Below are 1,191 nucleotides of genomic sequence, written 5' to 3'. Positions count from 1 at the left end.
ACGAGAGCGACCGGGGTGAACGGGGCCGGGATGTGCTCGTAGCGCGCACTCATCAGTCCTCGATCTCCTGGGTGAAATCGGGGTCGACCCAGCGGTACCCACGCCCCGACAGGGGCTGGATCTGGACCTGGGTGCGGCCGTAGCTGACGCGGGCGTCGGTGATCCTGACGCCGACGAGGAGCTTGCCGGTGACGGGGGCGAGCCAGAGCCGGTCGGTGCCGACGAGCTCGCGGGCCTCGGTGAGGGTCACGGGCGGTCCCGACCCGTCGTGTCGGCCGCGGCGAGCAGGGTGTCGCGCTCGTCGTCTGTCAGCAGCCGTGCGGGGCCGTCGACCTCCACGAACTGGCGGGGCCAGGCCATGAAGCCCGGCGTGCGTGCGACCACCTCGGGCGGGCCCTGGGGGATCATGCGGGTGATGCTGCGTCCCGGGTAGTCCGGGTCGACGGCGGCCTCGATGACGGCGATCGGGCTGATGAAACCGTTGCCGTCGCTGTCGGGCCGCTCGACGTAGAAGCGACTATCGCTCATGCTCGATCCTTCCAGAGGTGCTGCGCGGAGGCGGCGCCCGCGCCGCGCAGCTTCGGCGCGGTGCAGACGCGGACGCGGAACCCGGCGCTGGTGAGGGCGTCCTGGACGTCGTCGAGGGGGACGGGCGAGGTGGCCGCGACGGTGGACCCGTCGTCGCGCAGCGCTTCGAGGCTGAAGCTCGGGCCCGCGTCGTCGGCGTTGGAGTCGCTGCCCGGGTCCTGGACGCCCTCGGCGAGGTTGCCGGCGAAGGGCAGCCCGAGCAGCGCGGCGCTGAGGGCGCCACGGCGGCTGAGGTTGCCGGGGCCGCTCACGACCCGTCTCCCCGCTGGCGCCGCCGGATGTCCTGCTGGTCGCGGTGGCTGACGGTGCTGGGGAGGTCCAGGACCGGGACGACGAGGGCCACGCTGACGAGGAGGCCGAAGAGGATCATTCCGAGCACGGTCAGTTCTCCTTGCTGGCGGTGGGGTGGGTGATACCGAGCCGGTCGAGGATGGTGTCGGCGGTCGCGAGCACCCGCTTGGCGGACGCCTCGACGGCCTCGCTGTCGCCAGCCCAGCCGGCGACGTAGGGGACCGAGTAGCCGAGGGTGTCCAGGCCGACTGCCGAGGCGACGATGCAGGCCACCGATTCGGCCTCGACCTCACGGACCTGGCCGGGCATCGC

5 protein-coding genes are annotated in these 1,191 nt (G+C 72.6%); all 5 read right to left on the bottom strand.

Translation table 11 applies throughout. The features are described 5' to 3' along the window. Nucleotides 1–52: 52 nt before the first annotated feature. Nucleotides 53–250, bottom strand: coding sequence for a hypothetical protein (locus BBK14_RS15035; RefSeq protein ID WP_071062439.1), 198 nt, complete (start codon nt 248–250; stop codon nt 53–55). Continuing rightward, on the bottom strand, nt 247–528 hold the full coding sequence (locus tag BBK14_RS15030) for a hypothetical protein (RefSeq protein ID WP_071063033.1): 282 nt from the start codon (nt 526–528) through the stop codon (nt 247–249). Before BBK14_RS15030 ends, BBK14_RS15035 begins: the two co-directional genes overlap by 4 nt. Then, nucleotides 525–839: a hypothetical protein gene (locus BBK14_RS15025; protein WP_071063031.1), complete on the bottom strand. Its 315-nt coding sequence runs from the start codon at nt 837–839 to the stop codon at nt 525–527. Before BBK14_RS15025 ends, BBK14_RS15030 begins: the two co-directional genes overlap by 4 nt. Next, the gene (locus tag BBK14_RS41305; RefSeq protein ID WP_275078489.1) at nt 836–967 is read right to left on the bottom strand and encodes a hypothetical protein; all 132 of its coding nucleotides are present in this window, start codon (nt 965–967) and stop codon (nt 836–838) included. Before BBK14_RS41305 ends, BBK14_RS15025 begins: the two co-directional genes overlap by 4 nt. Before the next feature lie 2 nt (nt 968–969). Then, on the bottom strand, nt 970–1,191 hold a 222-nt coding region (locus BBK14_RS38315; RefSeq protein ID WP_476739395.1), incomplete at its 5' end, for a hypothetical protein.

Source organism: Parafrankia soli, from assembly GCF_001854695.1.
Lineage (GTDB): Bacteria > Actinomycetota > Actinomycetes > Frankiales > Frankiaceae > Parafrankia > Parafrankia soli.
Note: the sequence above shows the minus strand (reverse complement) of the source record. Positions and strands in the feature narration are given on the sequence as shown.

Excerpts from the sequence above, each read along its gene's own strand:
- BBK14_RS15030 (WP_071063033.1), bottom strand. The coding sequence starts at position 528 with ATGAGCGATAGTCGCTTCTACGTCGAGCGGCCCGACAGCGACGGCAAC.